This window comes from Rhizobium sp. NZLR11 (assembly GCF_019685115.1).
GTDB lineage: Bacteria > Pseudomonadota > Alphaproteobacteria > Rhizobiales > Rhizobiaceae > Rhizobium.
Map to the genome: position 1 here is coordinate 18023 of NZ_JABDWD010000033.1, position 15926 is coordinate 33948.

At 57.7% G+C, this 15926-nt stretch carries 16 protein-coding genes and 1 pseudogene; 7 read left to right on the plus strand and 10 right to left on the minus strand.

What is annotated here, in order from left to right; all coding sequences use genetic code 11:
* Nucleotides 1-262: 262 nt before the first annotated feature.
* Nucleotides 263-466: pseudogene (locus HJB83_RS34430) on the plus strand (cold-shock protein).
* A gap of 79 nt (nucleotides 467-545) precedes the next feature.
* Here HJB83_RS34430 and HJB83_RS31920 read toward each other — a convergent pair.
* The 4 genes from HJB83_RS31920 to HJB83_RS31935 all read right to left on the minus strand — a co-directional run bounded on the left by HJB83_RS31920 (nucleotide 546) and on the right by HJB83_RS31935 (nucleotide 2446).
* The gene (locus HJB83_RS31920; RefSeq protein WP_207586128.1) at nucleotides 546-698 is read right to left on the minus strand and encodes a hypothetical protein; all 153 of its coding nucleotides are present in this window, start codon (nucleotides 696-698) and stop codon (nucleotides 546-548) included.
* Between the two features lie 53 nt (nucleotides 699-751).
* Nucleotides 752-1552, minus strand: a complete 801-nt coding sequence (locus HJB83_RS31925) for a DUF1236 domain-containing protein (RefSeq protein ID WP_221159791.1) — start codon at nucleotides 1550-1552, stop codon at nucleotides 752-754.
* An 85-nt stretch (nucleotides 1553-1637) separates the two neighbouring features.
* Nucleotides 1638-2033: a DUF1236 domain-containing protein gene (locus tag HJB83_RS31930; protein ID WP_221117873.1), complete on the minus strand. Its 396-nt coding sequence runs from the start codon at nucleotides 2031-2033 to the stop codon at nucleotides 1638-1640.
* A 143-nt stretch (nucleotides 2034-2176) separates the two neighbouring features.
* Nucleotides 2177-2446, minus strand: coding sequence for a BON domain-containing protein (locus HJB83_RS31935; RefSeq protein ID WP_221159792.1), 270 nt, complete (start codon nucleotides 2444-2446; stop codon nucleotides 2177-2179).
* Between the two features lie 753 nt (nucleotides 2447-3199).
* Here HJB83_RS31935 and HJB83_RS31940 point away from each other — a divergent pair.
* Complete coding sequence (locus HJB83_RS31940) at nucleotides 3200-4357, plus strand: glycosyltransferase family A protein (RefSeq protein ID WP_221159793.1); 1158 nt, start codon at nucleotides 3200-3202, stop codon at nucleotides 4355-4357.
* 46 nt (nucleotides 4358-4403) lie between these two features.
* Here HJB83_RS31940 and HJB83_RS31945 read toward each other — a convergent pair whose 3' ends face one another.
* The 4 genes from HJB83_RS31945 to HJB83_RS31960 form a co-directional block, all read right to left on the minus strand.
* Nucleotides 4404-4619, minus strand: coding sequence for a hypothetical protein (locus HJB83_RS31945; RefSeq protein ID WP_221159794.1), 216 nt, complete (start codon nucleotides 4617-4619; stop codon nucleotides 4404-4406).
* A 252-nt stretch (nucleotides 4620-4871) separates the two neighbouring features.
* Nucleotides 4872-7640, minus strand: coding sequence for an EAL domain-containing protein (locus HJB83_RS31950; RefSeq protein ID WP_221159795.1), 2769 nt, complete (start codon nucleotides 7638-7640; stop codon nucleotides 4872-4874).
* Nucleotides 7637-8602, minus strand: a complete 966-nt coding sequence (locus HJB83_RS31955; RefSeq protein WP_221159796.1) for a FecR domain-containing protein — start codon at nucleotides 8600-8602, stop codon at nucleotides 7637-7639. Before HJB83_RS31955 ends, HJB83_RS31950 begins: the two co-directional genes overlap by 4 nt.
* A gap of 662 nt (nucleotides 8603-9264) precedes the next feature.
* Entirely contained in the window at nucleotides 9265-9618 is a 354-nt protein-coding gene (locus HJB83_RS31960; RefSeq protein WP_311043808.1) for a hypothetical protein, read from the minus strand.
* A gap of 210 nt (nucleotides 9619-9828) precedes the next feature.
* On the opposite strand from HJB83_RS31960, the gene HJB83_RS31965 reads away from it, so the two are divergent.
* The 3 genes from HJB83_RS31965 to HJB83_RS31975 all read left to right on the plus strand — a co-directional run bounded on the left by HJB83_RS31965 (nucleotide 9829) and on the right by HJB83_RS31975 (nucleotide 12886).
* Entirely contained in the window at nucleotides 9829-11712 is a 1884-nt protein-coding gene (locus HJB83_RS31965) for a HAMP domain-containing methyl-accepting chemotaxis protein (RefSeq protein ID WP_221159797.1), read from the plus strand.
* Nucleotides 11713-11832: 120 nt separating this feature from the next.
* Nucleotides 11833-12195 (plus strand): hypothetical protein, encoded by a 363-nt coding sequence (locus HJB83_RS31970; protein WP_221159807.1) that lies wholly within the window; start codon nucleotides 11833-11835, stop codon nucleotides 12193-12195.
* A 487-nt stretch (nucleotides 12196-12682) separates the two neighbouring features.
* Nucleotides 12683-12886, plus strand: coding sequence for a cold-shock protein (locus HJB83_RS31975; protein ID WP_207586120.1), 204 nt, complete (start codon nucleotides 12683-12685; stop codon nucleotides 12884-12886).
* A 254-nt stretch (nucleotides 12887-13140) separates the two neighbouring features.
* Here the strand turns inward: HJB83_RS31975 and HJB83_RS31980 are convergent, their stop codons facing one another.
* A complete protein-coding gene (locus HJB83_RS31980) occupies nucleotides 13141-13359 on the minus strand; it encodes an HIT family protein (RefSeq protein WP_221159798.1) in 219 nt (72 codons plus the stop codon).
* Nucleotides 13360-13408: 49 nt separating this feature from the next.
* Between HJB83_RS31980 and HJB83_RS31985 the strand changes: the two genes are divergently transcribed.
* Nucleotides 13409-14215: a sulfite exporter TauE/SafE family protein gene (locus HJB83_RS31985; RefSeq protein WP_207586118.1), complete on the plus strand. Its 807-nt coding sequence runs from the start codon at nucleotides 13409-13411 to the stop codon at nucleotides 14213-14215.
* Between the two features lie 144 nt (nucleotides 14216-14359).
* Here HJB83_RS31985 and HJB83_RS31990 read toward each other — a convergent pair whose 3' ends face one another.
* Nucleotides 14360-15031 carry a tyrosine-type recombinase/integrase gene (locus HJB83_RS31990; RefSeq protein ID WP_259671466.1) on the minus strand — a complete coding sequence of 224 codons (672 nt, stop codon included), beginning with the start codon at nucleotides 15029-15031 and terminating at the stop codon, nucleotides 14360-14362.
* A gap of 309 nt (nucleotides 15032-15340) precedes the next feature.
* Here HJB83_RS31990 and HJB83_RS31995 point away from each other — a divergent pair, with 309 nt between their 5' ends.
* Nucleotides 15341-15766: a pyridoxamine 5'-phosphate oxidase family protein gene (locus HJB83_RS31995; RefSeq protein WP_207586155.1), complete on the plus strand. Its 426-nt coding sequence runs from the start codon at nucleotides 15341-15343 to the stop codon at nucleotides 15764-15766.
* Nucleotides 15767-15926: the final 160 nt, after the last annotated feature.

Here is a 15926-nt window from a genome sequence, read left to right on the forward strand (position 1 = left end):
AAGCTTAACAAACCATTAAGGTGAGTTTCGAGCGTTGTCACGAGCCGGTGTGAAAACGCGGCTAAGCCGCGACAATCTCCCGAACGACCATCCTCACGCTGTGTCTCAAGCGCTCGGTATTCCCTAGGTTAAGCTCGATGAGAGCGATATGAAATTTGCTCGGACAGCCGATCGACAGGAGGTCGCTCGAAGTATGACAAAGCGCTGCGGACTGAGGCACCACTATGAATCATGCTCTTTTAACGTGACTTCGGAGAATGCTGTGGTGAATGGGACGGTTGGGTTTCTCAATCAAGACAAAGGGATCGGCTTCATCACGCCGGATGACGGTGGCCAAGACGTATTCGTGAATGCAACTGCGATCTAAGGGTCGACGCTACGGCGCGACGGCCAGAAGGTATCGTACGAGCTTGGCCAGGATGGCAGGATCAGGAAGTCTAAGGCGGAGAGCGTCAAGGCGATCTGACGCCGCTATCTGCGATGAACATGCTCTCATCATAGGTGCTGTTAGTCGGATCGGAAGTACGCCTTTGGACACCGCCGGATCAGGGGCCAGCCGAAGTACCAGGAACCCAGACCCGAGCCGATGCCTGGTGGCCTGATGACAGGACCAGGCTGCCGACAATCGCGACCATGGCGATCAGGATAACGATGATGGGAAACGCGGCGCCGGACGGCTTATCTTCATGGTAGATCATTTAATTGCTCCTGCGGCCCGGCGGCGCATAAGACACCGCCGGGAAAAACCGTGTTAGGCCTCGATGATGTAGACAATCGTCAGAGCATCGGGATCGACGATGACGATCCGGCCATCCGCAAGGATGAAGAACCGGTAGCCTTCATACTGCGGAACGATCTTGACGATGCGCGTCGGCAGCCTTTCCAGTCGGATCTTCTTCGGGATTTTCGTTCCGACGGAGACCGTGAAGTCGACTTCCTTCACGGGCGCGACATGGACTTCCTTCACCACCGTTCGAATTTCGGTCTGCTGCTCGACCGAGATGTTGACGTTGGTTTTGTTTGTCGTCGCGTTCTGATCGGTCGACTGCATCGACGTATCACCGGTGGTGGAGCCGCCACTTGTGCCTTCGGCGGGCTTGGCATTTTGCGTGGTGCTCTTCGTGCCTGCGGTGGCCGAACCGCTACTATCCGTGGTGCCGGACTTGGCGGCGGGCTTCTGTTCTGTCGTGGCGCCACCACTGGCGTCTTTCGAGGTAGGTTTGGTTTCTGTCGAAGTCTTGCCGGACGCACTTCCGCTCGTCGAGCCATCGGTCGAAGGCTGCTCAGCGCTCTTTTTCATGTCAGAGCCCTGACCGGATTTCTGCTGAGATGACTGGCCCTTGCCTGGGCAGGCGCCGGAAACGTCGGGGGTGCAGTCGGTACCGGTCTTGGCGGAGCCCGACTGCGAGCCGGCGTCCGTGCCAGACTGAGAGCCGGACTGGGCCTGGCCGCTGTTCTTGGTGTCCTGCTGAGCTGCCGCCGGCAATGTTACAAGTGGCGATACACTGAGTGACAGCGCAGCCACCAGCATGGTGAGATGATTGCTTTTCATAGTTGACCTCCGAGAGTAGACGATGCCCGCCCGCATTCTCATGCGGTGCAATGCGTGTGAAAGGGCGGCTGAAGCCGCCTGGCGGTCACTGAATGACCTGGATGACCTTCCGAGAGGAAGGTTCGACGATCACGCGCTGGTCGTTGACGATGGCGTATGCATATTTCGGGTCGTCGGGAATCGGCGTCACGACCACCGTCTCCGGCAGCGGCTGTCCGACGACGACCTTCTCCTTCACCACGACGCGTTCGGTCGGGGCGGGAGCCTGTTGAACATAGGTCACCACCTTCTGCGGCGGCGGATCGATGACGCTGCCTGCCACGCCGCCGACGATGCCGCCGACAGCTGCACCGACCGGGCCGCCGACGATCGCACCCGTTGCAGCACCACCCGCCGCACCTGTGACCGTCGACGACTGCGCAAAGGCAGACGTCGACGCCAACAGGACACCAGCGGCAATAGCTACTGATTTGATATTCATCTGTTTTCCTCCTTGAAGCGGTTGGCTGTAGCGGTTGGTTCCGCTGGAAAAGCAAACCGTCAAAAGGAGGATGTGTTCCAGACTTAAGACCTCATGCCGGGGCTTTGTCAGACCTTGGTCCGAGCCCGCCTGGATACCTCTGCCTACTGCGTAGGAAAGCGGCTCAGCATCCGATCCTGGACGTTTTCTTCGCCGACGATCATCGCTGCAAGCGAGATGGCTTTCTCGCGGTCCGCGGTGTTTGTAATGTAGCCCTCGAGCAGGACGACAGGGCCGAGCATCCTGATCTCGATGGCAATGCTGTCGATATCCGGATCAGCGGAAAGCGCCGCTTCGATTGTTGCAATCGTCGATGCTGAACTGTGGCCTTGCGAGCAGCGCTCTTGGTTGGTGTTATAGGAACCGAACCTCATACCGTCCTCCTGTCCTGTCCTGCCCCTCCACGGACCTTCATGTTACCTCACCTAATATGAGAAGCGGGTTCTGGGGCGCCAGTCCGACCTAAGTCCGTCTTCCTCTCTGCGCGATCCGGCTTAGATTCTTCTGATCCTTGTTAAAAGGACACCGGGGAGGTTCGGTCACCCTGATCTCCAGTCAGAACCTCCCTGGTGAAGAATTGTCGATCCATGGCGGGGCGTCGCGTCTTGGGAATAAAGGGCGGCTATCCGGGAACGATTTCGCCCCTCTGATGCTTGTGATGAACGGTCAGGAAAAGTACAGGCTCGATCACTTGGCGAGGTTGCCAAAGCCCTTGTCCTCGCCTGGCCGACAGACGATGGCAAGGGAACGGGCCTGGATGCTATTCAAGGCAGTTTTCGCGAAGCAACAAAGTGCCTGGCTGTGGGCAGCGGTTAAAGAGTCGTAGGCGTTCGCGCTTCGGTTCAAATGACTTCCAAATGCAATGACATGAGAAGATCCAGCGTAGCCGGATGAGGCCGCCTGCGGCCTCTTCTTCTCCGAAAGTAGAGGGGTCTACGTCAGACCAAAGTCCGTTTTCGCCCGCATAACAATGTTAGAGTGTAGGCACGTTGAAGGCGATCTTCCAACATTGTCGGTGGCTGGGATTTCCCGCTCCGAATTGAATGTGGGAGAACGGCAGAACTCAACAAGGCAGTCCTTCATCTGTACGAAAGTATCTTTGTCGTTGGCGTGGCGAGAGATCTGCAATGCTTTCATCTTCAGAGGAGGATCGACGAGGGACCTTTAATTCTGAGCAGCCTTTGGTCTCAGTGGTCATCCCGGCTTTCAACGCTTCCACCTATATTGAGCGGACGCTTCGATCCGCTCTGCGCCAGACCTACACCGCCCTGGAGATTATCGTCGTCAATGACGGTTCCACGGACGACACGGCAAAACTCGTCGAGCAGAAAGCGATGTCGGACTCGCGGATCCGTCTCCTCTCCACACCTAACCGTGGTGTCGCGGCTGCAAGGAATACTGGGATCGAGGCATCATCAGGCCGATTTGTGGCATTCCTTGACGCCGATGATCTCTGGCACCGGACAAAAATCGAAAAGCAGGTGAACGCTCTCAACCGGTTGTCCTCGCGGTGGGCTGCGGTCTATGTGCAGCATTGCCTCATCAACGAAGACGACGAGGTTATCCAGCCTGGAAGTTCCGAAGTTGCAAGGGGATATATCTATGCCCGACATCTGAATTTTAAGTATATAGGCAATGGGAGTGCGCTTCTCGTCCGGCGGAATGTCGCGCTTGAAATCGGTGGGTTTGATAGCTCATATTCAGCCGCCGGTCTTGGAGGCTGCGAAGACCTCGATTTCGAGCTCAGGCTGGCCACGCGCTACTGCATCGAAGTCGTTCCCGAACGACTGGTGGGATACCGAAAGCATCCCGGCAGCATGTCTTCCAATCACTCTCGAATGGGCAAAAGTGCTTTGGAAGTGATTAGGCGTTCGCTGGCCGCAAATCCGAATCTCCCGCAATACGCGGTCCGGGGAGCACTCGACGCCACTCAAAAGTATGCGTTTTGGGAATTTCGACAAGCTCGGGCAACATATTTGTCGCTTGTATCCATTTGGTCCATACTGCCAAAAGACCCGTATTTCGTGGTTCGGCTTGTAGTTCAGAAGGGGCTGCGCGGAATACGGCACTGTCTTCGTCTTGGGACGAGCACCGCAAACGGTGAAGACCCGCCGCGAATGAATAGGTCGAAATTCGATGATCAATTTGCTCCTTCGCTTCTCGAATGCCCAAAGGAGCCGCCGCGGCTACGCCGTCATGTAATGCGTCTGACGGCTGTGGATGCGATGCTGAGTTCAACTCTTAGCCCCCAGCGAACGTCACTGAGACGGACGAAGGTGGAATGACAGGGGATAGCGGCTTGGAAAGCGGCCCGCCATGTTTCATCCCGCCTCAGTTCTCGACAACCCTCGCGAGCAGCTTTTCCAAGCTATCTTCGTTCCTGACGCCAAGTTGATAGAAATAGATTATCTGGGTTGCGAGTTCGTCGCAGGCATCGCCGTCCGTTATTTGCCCGGTGGCGCAGATATGATCGAAGACTCTTTTACAGATCACAATATCTTCGTTCTGCAATGGTGCATCGGTTGCAGCGAAATCAGCTTTGGTCATGGTGGACATCTCCCACGAAGATGCCTGAGTTTCTAACATCGAGCCTGAACCCAGGATGAAGGGAAACCGCTGCTGCCTATAGCTTCACACTGAGGAATCAATCCCCTTCCAACGTGCGAACCACGCTTCGCTCTTGCGACGATTGACGGTTCAACTCGAAGCCACATGTAACATGCTTCGAGATTGCAACCTGCATTTTGCCTTGACGCACTCTCGCGAGGGTAGGCGCCACTTCAGTGTAGATCCGAATCGTCAAGCATCGGCGGCCAGAGGTTTCGGGACTTTCCACTCGGAAAGCATCCGGGTCGACTGGTCTGGCCTCCCGAAGAGATAGCCCTGCCCTGTCTCGCATCCGAGCCGATGTAGCACGTCGGCCTCCAGTTCATTTTCGACTCCTTCGCCAACAACCTGCAGGTTCAAGCCGTGCGCCAGCGAAATGATCGCTCGGACGATTTCCAATACGGTCGGATTTCCGTCCATGCGCCGGACAAAAGACTGGTCGATCTTGAGCTTGTCGAGAGGAAGATCGGCAAGGTAGCTCATCGATGAGTAGCCGGTCCCGAAGTCGTCCAAGGCAATGACCACTCCGGTTTCGCGAAGCGCTCGCATCTTTGCGATAGCGCCCCCCCCTTGATCGAGGAACGCGGATTCCGTCAGTTCGAGGCACAGGCGGGAAGAGGGAAGTCCGCTGCCGGACAAGGCTTGCCTTACATCGGCCTCGATGTCGGATCGCTCGAACTGAAGCGCCGAGACGTTGACGGCAACACCGAGGTCACCAGGCCACGCGGCCGCCTCGGTACAAGCTTCGAACAGCGTCCAGCGGCCGATCTCGCAGATCAAGCCGGAGGATTCGGCGATCGGGATGAATTCGGCCGGCGATATCAAACCGAACTCGGGATGGTTCCATCGGATCAGGGCTTCCGCACCTAAAAGGCGCCCGCTCGCCAACTCAATCTGCGGCTGGAACAGCAGGAAGAACTGCCGGTCCCGGAGAGCGTCGCGCATGTCCCGCTCCAGCCGGCGCGACCGGGCCTGGCGAACGGCGACAGACGGATCGAAAGAAGACCACCGCCTGCCTGGCGCGGCCTTTGCGGCATCCAGAGCGGATTCGGCGGCGTTCAGCAGGGCGCTAGGGGCCGCCGTGTCGCCTGAGCGAGATATTCCGAGGTAGACCGAGATCGGCAAGGCCGCGCCGGTGAGTTGTACAGGCTCCTCGAACAGAGCCAAAAGACCATCGGCAAAATCTTCGATGGGAAGCGCATCTGTCGCGGCGGTGGCGATGCCAAAATGGTCGCGGTCCAACCTTGCCAGCAAATCACCGGCGAATGCATTCCCAAGCCGCACTGCCACGGCTTTCAGGACCTCGTCGCCGACGTCGCATCCAAGCGTGGCGCAAAGGTAGGAGAAACGTTCGATATTCAGCACCGAGACGCAGCTCCCACCCTCAAGGCTTGCTAGTCGATACGCGAACTCCCGACGATTGAGCAGCCCGGTGAGCTCGTCCCGCTCGGAGAGCGTCTTCAACCGCTCTTCATAATCATATCGGGCGGTGATGTCCCGTATGATGAGGCAACCGGCAAATCGCGATCGCGCCGTGGCTAGATGCGCATCCGGCTGTTCAATTGGCGAAATCGTGACGGAGGCCTCGTAATACCCAGCCTGCGCGGCGAAATCGACAAGGGCAGTGTGCACCTTGCCCGGTTCGGCCTCGTGCTCCGAGACCAGCCTGCGCACGATGTCGATAACCGCGGTCCCCGTGCTGCCGAGAAGCGAGGCGCCGATCTCGGCTCGCAGCACCGCCTTTGCGGATTCGCTCGCCTCGACGATCCTTAGATTGCTGTCGAATGCAACGACACCGTCCGAACTGTCGGCGATGATCCTTCTCATCAGCCGTCGGGTGTTTCGAGCCTCGGTATTGGCGATGGCGACAAGCATGCGCCCGAGATCGACTCGTTCGTTCAGAGCGAGCATCCACGCAAGCAGCAGCGTCAACCACGGCACCGCCGTTCCGACCAGGATCGCGTACCGCCACTGCAGCAGGAATGCGCCGATCTCGCCGACGGCAACGATGGTCAGTGCGACCGCCATCATCGTGACTAGGCTGGTTGAACGGCTGCAGACGACGCCGACGATCAGCAAGGCAGCAAACAAGAGTTCCAGCGGAATCTCATCGACCATTCTGAGGGAACGGTTCTGGAGCAACGTCTCCGACGCGAGCACGTGAATGAGCGGGCCGGCGATTGCGCCGTAGACGGGAACGGCGAAAATGTCTTTCAGCTCGGCTGCCGATGCTCCCACCACGACCGAGCGGTCTCTGATTGCCTCGGCCGGGACGGTCCCGTTCAGCACGTCCGACAAGGAGAATGTCGGAACGGTGTCGGGTCGTATCGAGTAGTCGATCAGCAGAGAACCGGAACTGCCGTCGATCCTGCCAAGGGCTGCTGCGGCGGATTGGATGGGGTTGCCATCGAGCTGGCTTCCCAGATCGAAACGGCGGACGATCCCGTCTGCATCCATCGCGACATTGGCGAATGCAGGCCAGGCATTCTGAAGGAGCTGCGGGATTGGTCTCGTCACCGCGGTCTCAGACGATGACGCCATCTCCTGCTGCCGGAACACCGGCAAAAGAACCCCTCCTCCGGATCTCGCCAGCGCCGCTGCAAGAAGCTCGTCCTCCTCAGTGCTGGAGAATGCGCTGAAATCGACGTCGAGGAAGACGTCCTTAACGCCTGAGGCGACCAGCTTGTCGAGCAGTTTCGCGTAGATGCTCCGCGGCCAGGGCCATGTCCCAACGGCGTCGAGGGAGTGCTTGTCGATCGCAACGAAGACGACGTTGCCGGTGGCGGTGCGAGGCGCCCATTGGAAGCGCTTGGCAAAAAGGCTGTTGTTGATGCCCTGGATGATGCCGACGCTGGATCCCGCCACCGGCAGCGCCAGCATTGCGGCGATCAGCAGAAGCCGAACCGTGATCGTGCCGATGCCCTTGGAGAGATAGTCCCCAGCCGCCTTCCTATCTCTCACTTGTCCTTGCCTTTACCGTTTCCGCCGGAGTTGCCGTTACCATTGCCACCGCCGTTGTTGTCGCCCTTGCCGCTGTTTCCATTGCCATTGCCGCCGGAATTGCCGCTGCCATTCCCATTGTTACCGCTGTCACCGGAATTGCCGTTGCTGCCGTTTCCTCCGGAATTGCCATTGCCGCCGCTGTTGCCGTTTCCGTTGCCACCGGAGTGGCCGTTGCCACTGCTGCTACTGGAATTGCTGCTGCCATTGCCATTGCCGCTGTCGTCAACGTCGCTGGCGCTGGAACTGGTGTTTCCGCTCGTTGCCGAAGAACTGCTCGTGGCGTCGGGGGTGGCGCCGGCGAGTTTCGTGGTGCCGACGGCGGGAATCTGGGCGACCGACGGCGCGACCGAGGTGATTTCGGGCTTTGATAGCCGGCCCGCCACCGTCATGCCGGCCTTCTTGTCGACAGTCGCGCTCTGACCCGGCGCCACATTCGACCGCTGGCCGCTGGCGAAGGAGGTGACCTGGACTAGGCCGCGATCGACGGAGACGGAAGCTTTCGCCTTACCGACGGTCACGTGAAAGATCGTTCCCTTGACTACCGCCGCGAGATAGGGCGTCTGTACTGTTGTATGCGGCTGGCTTCGCTTCTCGATTTCAAGGTCCAGCGCACCGACCTGCTGGTAGATCTGCGTCTTCATGACAGCGGATTCGTTGGTGGTGATGGCGGCAACCGTGTTTGGCTGGAAGGTGACGCTCTCCACCCCTCTGGAAAGCTGAACTCGCCCCCGCGGACCAGTCGAAACCCATGCCCGGTTGGGGACCACCTCGCCGGCGCGCAAGTCCAGCCAATTCGTCCTGTCGACGGTATACTTCACCTGATCCGTCGCCTTGACGACCCGCCACTCGTCGGCAGCAGCAAAGACGGCTGTCGGCAGCCAGATCAGTGCTGCGGTCAGAATTCGAAATATTGTCGACATGAATGCTATCCCTCGTCCTTGGGACAAGTGAAGCATGTTCCAATTAAGAATGATTATAAAACTGGGTGATGATTCTAGGAATTGTATGATGAATGCCCGGACGCTCGGCCGGAGGAATCGCAGATCCGCCAGGCCAACGAGGGGTGGGCAACGACACCAATCAAATTATGGCGCTCGCGTTGTCAACGCGGTGGCTCCGCCGCTTGGAAGTCCAGGCCGGGAACCATGTGCATTTCCAACTCCTTACCCATTCACTGAGCGTTTGCGTCGTGCAGCCCAGCTTGGCGGCGATCGAGGAAACCGGTGCCCACCGCGAGGAATATTCCCCTTCGTGATCCAAAACAATGCGTTACACCGCATAAGCTGTAAGAAGGACGCTCGATCCATGAGCTAAATTGGGCGTCACGCGTTTTAGTGACATCCGCCGAGCCGCGGCTCGCGTTTGCAGAGCGAGGCGACGGACCATCTAGTGGAAATTCGTGGCTTCGACTGTCAGGGTATCGATATGCAGGGCCCTGACGACGTTGTCCCTCGCCAGCGGTTATCGAACGGGCAGGCCGGGTTTGTCGGCGAAGGCACACAGAGACAGATAGGCCATTCCAGAAGTTGGCCTTGAGTTCAGGGCGATCCGACGACCGCCCATTCGAACCGTCGCCGGTGACCTATTTGGCCACGTGCCACACTCCTCCAACGCCATCGCCGTTGGCTTCGCCGGCTTTCTTATCCTCGACAAAGGTGTAAAGCGGCTTACCCTCATAGGCCCACATTTCTTTGCCATCCGCAGCTTTAACCAAAGACCATTCGCCTTCCGCCTTGGCCTTGGCTCCAGCGTGGAACGCCGGCCACTTCTTCAGGCAATCGCGATCGCAGTTGGATTGGCCCTTTGTATCTTTGTCGAAGGTGTAGAGCACCACGCCTTTTTCGGTGGCCAGGACCTTGCCCATTTTCGTCTCGACCATCTTGGCCGGCTGGGCCGCCAACGCAGACCCGGTCAAAGCAGTTAGCGCACCTAACACGCCACATTCTCCGAACTGCGGCTCAGATCCGCAGCAGCACACTGGCGACGGCGCCATTTATCTCGCGCTTCGTGTGCCGTGAGAAGCCACGGGATGCAGCGACCCCACCTGTCCCGGTAAACGTTGCATTACGTTTGCGTGATTTATTAATTCGTTTGGATACATACTTGTTGGCGATCCGGCTGTGCGTCGGAAATTGGGGGGCCTTCAATGCATCGTCCGAGTATAAAATCCAGCCTGCTCCTGATATTTGGCAGCATAGCGCTGCTTTTCGGCATTGTCGCATATCTTGCGATCGATGGTCTAAGCAAGACGAACGGGTCCACCGAAGAAATCGCGACGAAATGGTTGCCGAGCGTACAGGCTTCCCGGGTGATCAATCTCAACATGGCAAACCTGCGCCTCGCTTACCGCGATCACGTCATCGCACAGACGGAAGCTGACAAGAAATCGCGCGAAGAGGCCATCACCGTCGCGGAGGATACGGTTCGCAACTCGATAGATGCTTATCTTCCATTGGCGTCATCGGACGGCGAGCGCCAGTTGATCGCCGGAATAAGAGCAAACTTCGAGAGTTACATCGCCGGCAGGCCGCAGCTTCTCGCCCTATCCCGCGCAAACAAGATAGGTGAAGCCGGGCAATATCTCGGCGGAGAGATGCGGACCTACTCGGATAAGCTGAAAGAACTGACGGCGTCCCTGGTTGAATTGAATGTTATCGGCAGCAAACAGGCTGCCGACGCGAGCAAGACGACCTACGCGTCGGTGAAGTTCTACCTCTTTGCCGCGATTGGTCTCGCAGGCCTGCTCGTCGTGGGCGCGATTGCCTTTGTGCTGACAGGCGTCGCCAATCCCGTGACCCAGATCACAGCCTCGATGAGGCGACTGGCCGAGGGCGACACCGGTTCCAACATTCCGTTCGCCGGTCGTGCAGACGAAATCGGTTCCATGGCGAGCGCGGTGGAGATCTTTCGCCAGGCCGCTATAGCAAACAAGCGAATGGAGGTGGAAGCGGAGGAAAACCGGAAGCAAGCGGAGGCTGATCGCATCGCCGCCCAGCAACAAGCAGAATCCGATGCCGCCGAGCGTTTACGCGTCGCCACATTGGGTCTCGCTGCCGGCTTGAGGCGGCTTGCTGCAGGCGATCTTGCCTTTCAGCTCGATGAGGCGTTCGCTCCCGATTTCGAGGCCCTGCGCCACGACTTCAACCAATCTGTCACCCAACTTGGTGGAGCGTTGAAGTCGATTTCCAGCAGCATCACCACCATCGATGATGGCACTCGCGAAATCTCTTCCGGGGCAGGCGATCTTTCAAAGCGTACGGAACAGCAGGCCGCCTCGCTTGAAGAGACGGCCGCAGCACTGGAAGAGATTACCGCGAACGTGGCGAATTCGAGCAAGCGCACCGAAGAGACCCGTAAGGTGGCCACGGAGGCGAACCGAAGCGCTGCGATGTCTGCGGAAGTCGTTTCCCACGCCGAAGAGGCAATGGAACGCATCGAGACCTCGTCGCGACAGATTTCCAACATCATCAGCGTCATCGATGAAATCGCATTCCAGACCAATCTTCTCGCGCTCAATGCGGGCGTGGAAGCGGCGAGAGCCGGCGAAGCAGGCAAGGGTTTTGCCGTCGTAGCCCAGGAAGTGCGCGAACTTGCCCAGCGCTCGGCAAGCGCTGCCAAGGAAATCAAGGGCTTGATCCTGAACTCCTCGAAAGAGGTGGAAAACGGCGTCAAGCTCGTGCGCGACACCGGCCAAGCTCTCACGACCATCGGCAGCTTCATCACGCAGATCAATCAGCACATGGATGCGATCGCAACCTCTGCCAAAGAGCAGTCGGTCGGCCTGAGCGAAGTCAACATTGCAGTCAATCAAATGGATCAGACAACGCAACAGAATGCGGCCATGGTAGAACAATCGACGGCCGCTTCCACCTCTCTCGCTCAGGAAGCCCAGAAACTTCGCGAGCTCGTTGGCCAGTTCAGGCTCGAAGACGCCGTCTCAAACCAGTCCGCGATTCTTCGCTCGACGGCGAAAGCAATGGCTCAACCTGCCGCTGGCGCAACCGTCCGGCTTGCCTCGCAGCGACGTTGACATCTCTACCCCGTCCGGCCAACTACCGGGGCTCTTGATGGGAGCAGAATATGAGACCGTTTCGACGTCTGGAGAGCGAGTTCTACCCTGGTGAGCTTTACTCATCGGTGGGGCGCGGCGATGCTGCGTCCCACCCTAAAAGAAAGCCATTTGTTTGTTAGGTTCATTACCTTGGCGCGGCCTAGGGGAGACTGTGAACGCGTCGTTGGTGTCATTTCGCTCGATTGGCCCAAACACGCCAAGGCCGCGCCGTTCAAGCGTAACGATCAGATGCTGGACATCCTGCCTATCGGTGTGATGCACTTCCCGGGCACCGGCATTCAGGGCAATCTCCCCGACAAGGCGAAGAAGCTCCGTATCCCTGTCTGTGAGCGCCTCCCCCTCCTAACGATCGAACTGAGTCAATTGACACAGCCCGCAGCCGCCGAGGTCACTCGGGCGACGCCGCCCGCACGTCGACAGTTCACCGATCGGCGCCATTGAATTCCTGCACACGCAAAGCGCCGAGATCGCATGCTGCCACACACCGGAGGTTCACAGCCCGCGTCTCCGATCCGTCGGGGCCAATCCCCTCTGCAAAGGGCTGCACCCCCAGGTTTTGCAGAACCTGTGAGCGAGCTTGTGCGTATTGAAGGTGTAGGTTTCCAATGCGCTCTCGTCCGCTTTCAGCTGGAAACTCAACGCGGGAAAGAAGGACAAAAGGAAGCCTTTTCTCCGGCAATGAGAGCAATTGCAACTGATCGCACTGTCTGGAAGGTCCGCTTCAACTTCAAATGACACTGCACCACAGTGACAACTTCCTTCATATCTAAGCTCTTGAAAGGATACGAACCGCGGCCCTGTAATATGGATGAAGTCTAACCGAGTTTTCGTAGCCCAATGATAGGGAATCGCTCGCGTGTTGATCGAAAGCGGTTGGCGATATAGGTTCCGCACGCGAGTCTTGGAATGGAAGCTAAGAGGAAGTTTCATGCCTACCGGTACAGTCAAATTTTTCAACGACGACAAGGGATTCGGCTTCATCACGCCTGACAATGGCGGAACGGACATGTTCGTTCACGTGTCTGCTTTGCAGCGTGGCGGTTCGCTGAAGGAGGGTGACAAGGTCAGCTTTGAAGTCGGTCAGGACCGCAAGACCGGAAAGTCCAAGGCCGAGAAGGTATCCGTGCTCTGATCCTGGGGCGACCGCATTCTGGCTGAAGCTCAATGAAAATTCCTGCTCTTTACCTTGAGGGCGTCAATGTGAAGGTCAGAAATTTATCCCGAGCCCGATACTATGCCGAGCGACTTCCCTAAAGCCCGAGATTTCCGCTAATCCGGGATTATAAGCTCGGCATAAATCCGCATTCGATCTGCTGTCTACTTCGCCCCGCCCTACGATCAATCGGCGAGAGATTGACTCGTCGAAATTGGCTTTGAAAACGTTCGCTATTGGCGGGCAAGGTTTCGCAATCCACGCCCGGCGTTCGGCTCGCCCTCATATCTGCAGATAACGTGCAGATGGGCATGAAAAACATGCTGGCCACCGGCTGAGCCGACATTCCAGCCAATGGTGAAACCATCAGACTGGAATTCCGCGCGGTAGCGCTTTGCTTCCGAAAGCATTTCTCCGTTGGCAACACACCATCTGCAATTTGCTACATTCATCAGGTTCGTCTTCTATCCAGCCCGTATTTATTGTGCATACATACCGGTCATGAGTGACGCCGCCAATCCATCGACTACTCGAAATCAGCCCGCAGCGTTTGTCGCGGGGGCAATCATAGGCACTCTTGGAGGTCTGATTGGGCTGGGGGGCGCGGAATTCCGTCTCCCGATCCTCATCAGCCTGTTCAACTTTGCGGCGCTGGAAGCCGTCATCCTGAACAAGGCCATGAGCCTCGTCGTCGTGGCGACAGCGCTGCCGTTCCGTGCTGGAACTATCTCCTTTGGAACAATTGCAGATCACTGGGCGATTATCGCCAACCTCCTTGCCGGAAGCCTGATCGGAGCCTGGTTCGGCGCAGGATGGGCGACACGTTTGAGGTCGGAGACGCTCTACAAAGTCATAGCAGCCATGCTGATCATCATCGCTGTGGTGCTGGTTCTCGGTCATGATGCGACCGCCGGGCAGCCGTTGGTGACTGGAGTAGCTCAGCTTATTGGTGGCGTGATCGCGGGCTTCATCATCGGTATTGTCGCAGCCTTGCTTGGCGTGGCAGGCGGCGAGCTGCTGATCCCGACGCTGGTGTTGTTGTTCGGTGCGGATATCAAACTGGCTGGCAGCCTCTCTCTTGCAGTCAGTCTGCCCACCATGCTTGTCGGCTTCACACGGTACAGCCGCGATCAGAGCTTCTCGGTCCTTGGCGGTAACAAAGCGTTTCTGCTGATTATGGCAGCAGGCTCGATAATCGGGACCTTTGTCGGCGGGCTGCTTCTTGGCCTTGTCCCGAATTCCGTACTTCTGCCAGCGCTAGCGGTGATTTTGCTGATATCTGCAATTAACGTATGGCGGCACAGCTAGCCGATAGAGATTCCCTGTTCATTCGCCGCGTCAATGGGCGTCGGCGTCGTGGCGTTCCTGAAGATCAGCCACGACCTTCGGCGATCCACCCCGGAAACGGGTCTCCGGACAGAATGATATCGCGGCTTTAGCGATCGATGATTCCTAAGGATCAGAGTTTATCGAGGAAAGCCAAGAGTTCGTCGCCAGCCCGGAAGCGCCCATGCGAGAGATCATTGTACGGATCGATCTTGGCAAGAGCGGCCTCCTTTGGCCGAGCCACAACGAGATCACCGTGCTGTCCACGCCTGCATCCAGCAGTTCCATTGCGGCGCTGTGGCGAAGGACATGAAGTGATATCCGCTTTGATCGTAAAGACGGACAGCCCTTGGACGCCGCCAAGACGTATTTTGCCAGAAGGTACTGCACCGCATCGGGGCTCATCCGCTCACCGTGAATGGTCGGAAAAAGAGCATTCGAGTTCCGCATGGGCGGTTCGTCCAACCACGCTTTGAGTTTTGCATTGAGCATCTTGGTGATCGGCGTGGTCCGCTCCTTGCGACCTTTCCCGAATGTGTGCGCCCATTCCAATAGTGACGGCGCTTCGATCAAGCCCGACGAGTTCGGAAAGGCGCATCTTGTCGGTACAGCCGTCAGCATCAGGACATAGTCCCGCCGCCCAACCCAAGTTCGCAGATCAGGAGCCGCGAGGATCGCTTTGATCTCGTTGCGGGTGAGGAATTGCACCTCTCGGTTCGACCCGATCTTCCCAGGGATGGCAAGGACCCGCTGAATTTGTAGCAGGAAAGAGGCTTCGAAAACGAGCCCACCAATCATCGAGGAGCTTTCATTAGGCAGGAAAGCGCCAAGAGCGGTCCTGTCGGCGATCTTGCGTTCTTTAGAACCTTGACCGTCTTCATGATGTTCGGCGCAGGACCCTGCTGGCCGATGACCATCGAACGAGGGTGAGCAATGTGTTAATCGTCCTGGAAGGCACGAGATTAGAACGGACGCATCGATGGCTGGGTCGGGTGGTGAACGCATATCTCGCAAGCTCGCGGCGCTGGCGGCCAAACGCCGCCGAGGCCGGCGGGCTGTCGAATGGGACTGCACAAAAGTCGAGAAAACTCACTGAGGGATGAGGCAATGGACGAAGATCATACGAAACGCATGATCCTTGAATTCCTGAGGAAGCACACCTTGGCGGTCATTGCGACATGCCACCGCAACGGAACGCCGGAGGCGGCTACGGTCGACTTCTCGGTGCGGGACAATCTTGAGATCGTGTTCGACACTTTCAAAGACACACGGAAGTTCAACAATCTCGCGGAGCGTCCCGGCGTCGCATTCGTTGTCGGATGGAACGACAACATCACGGTTCAATACGAGGGTGAGGCAACAAGTGTTCGTGCCGCAGATATCGAACAATACCAGGAAGCCCATCTCAACAGCGTTCCGGCCGAAAGGGAGTTCATCGAGAGAGGAGCAGTGATGTTCAAAGCAACGCCGCGGTGGATTCGATATTCCGATTTCAACAAGGAGCCTCCCGAGCTGATCGAGATTCAATTCTGACAGCCGCAACGGCTTCGGGTCTCGACACGGCGATGCACATTCTCGAAGCCTACATGCAGCGTGTTGCTGACGATATGATTGATGTCATTCGCCATGAGGGTTGCCTTGAATGCATCAGGGACCATCCGCGTTACGAAGAGTTGTTTCCACTTGGCCTATA